The organism is Saccharopolyspora aridisoli, assembly GCF_004348445.1.
GTDB classification, from domain to species: Bacteria; Actinomycetota; Actinomycetes; order Mycobacteriales; family Pseudonocardiaceae; genus Saccharopolyspora; species Saccharopolyspora aridisoli.
The window spans coordinates 1-952 of sequence record NZ_SMKV01000077.1 but is presented as its reverse complement, the minus strand read 5'-3'; the positions used below and the strand labels follow the sequence as shown (position 1 = coordinate 952).

Genomic DNA, 952 nt, shown 5'->3' with positions numbered 1-952 from the left:
CATGGTTCGGCGATGGTGATCCCGTCGGAGGGTTTTGATCCGGGGTCGGCGTTGAGGGCGGTGGCGCAGGAGCGGTGCACGTCGTTGTACGGGGTGCCGACGATGTTCATCGCGGAGTTGGATCATCCGGAGTTCGATTCGTTCGATCTGTCGTCGTTGCGGACGGGGATCATGGCGGGTTCGCCGTGTCCGGTGGAGGTGATGAAGCAGGTCATCGATCGGATGGGGATGTCGGAGGTGGCGATTTGCTACGGGATGACCGAGACCAGTCCGGTGTCGACGCAGACGCGTGCGGATGATTCGTTGGAGCGGCGGGTGTCGACGGTGGGCCGGGTGGGTCCGCACTTGGAGGTCAAGATCGTCGATCCGGCCAGCGGGCAGACGGTGGCGCGTGGTGAGCCGGGGGAGCTGTGCACGCGGGGTTATTCGGTGATGCTGGGTTATTGGGAGCAGCCGGACAAGACCGCTGAGGTGATCGATGCGGCGCGGTGGATGCACACCGGGGATTTGGCGGTGATGGATGCCGAGGGGTACGTCTCGATCACGGGCCGGATCAAGGACATGGTGATCCGGGGTGGGGAGAACGTGTATCCGCGTGAGATCGAGGAGTTCCTCCACACCCATCCGGATGTGCTGGATGCGCAGGTCATCGGGGTTCCGGATGCCAAGTACGGCGAGGAGCTGATGGCCTGGGTGCGGTTGCGCGAGGGGGCGCCGGTGTTGACGGCGGAGTCGTTGCGGGAGTTCTGCTCGGGGAAGTTGGCGCACTACAAGATCCCGCGCTACGTGCACGTGGTGGGTGAGTTCCCGATGACGGTGACCGGCAAGGTCCGCAAGGTCGAGATGCGCGAGGAAGCCCGCCGACTCCTCGACCTGTAGCAGGCGCGGACCCGGAAGCCCGCCGCACCCGCGTGAGGGATCGCTGCGGTGGTCCGGGAGCCATCGGGTGGTC

1 protein-coding gene is annotated in these 952 nt (G+C 65.4%); it reads left to right on the top strand.

Annotated elements, in window-relative coordinates:
* On the top strand, window positions 1-879 hold an 879-nt coding region (locus tag E1161_RS26905), incomplete at its 5' end, for an AMP-binding protein (RefSeq protein ID WP_165939960.1).
* Window positions 880-952 lie beyond the last annotated feature (73 nt).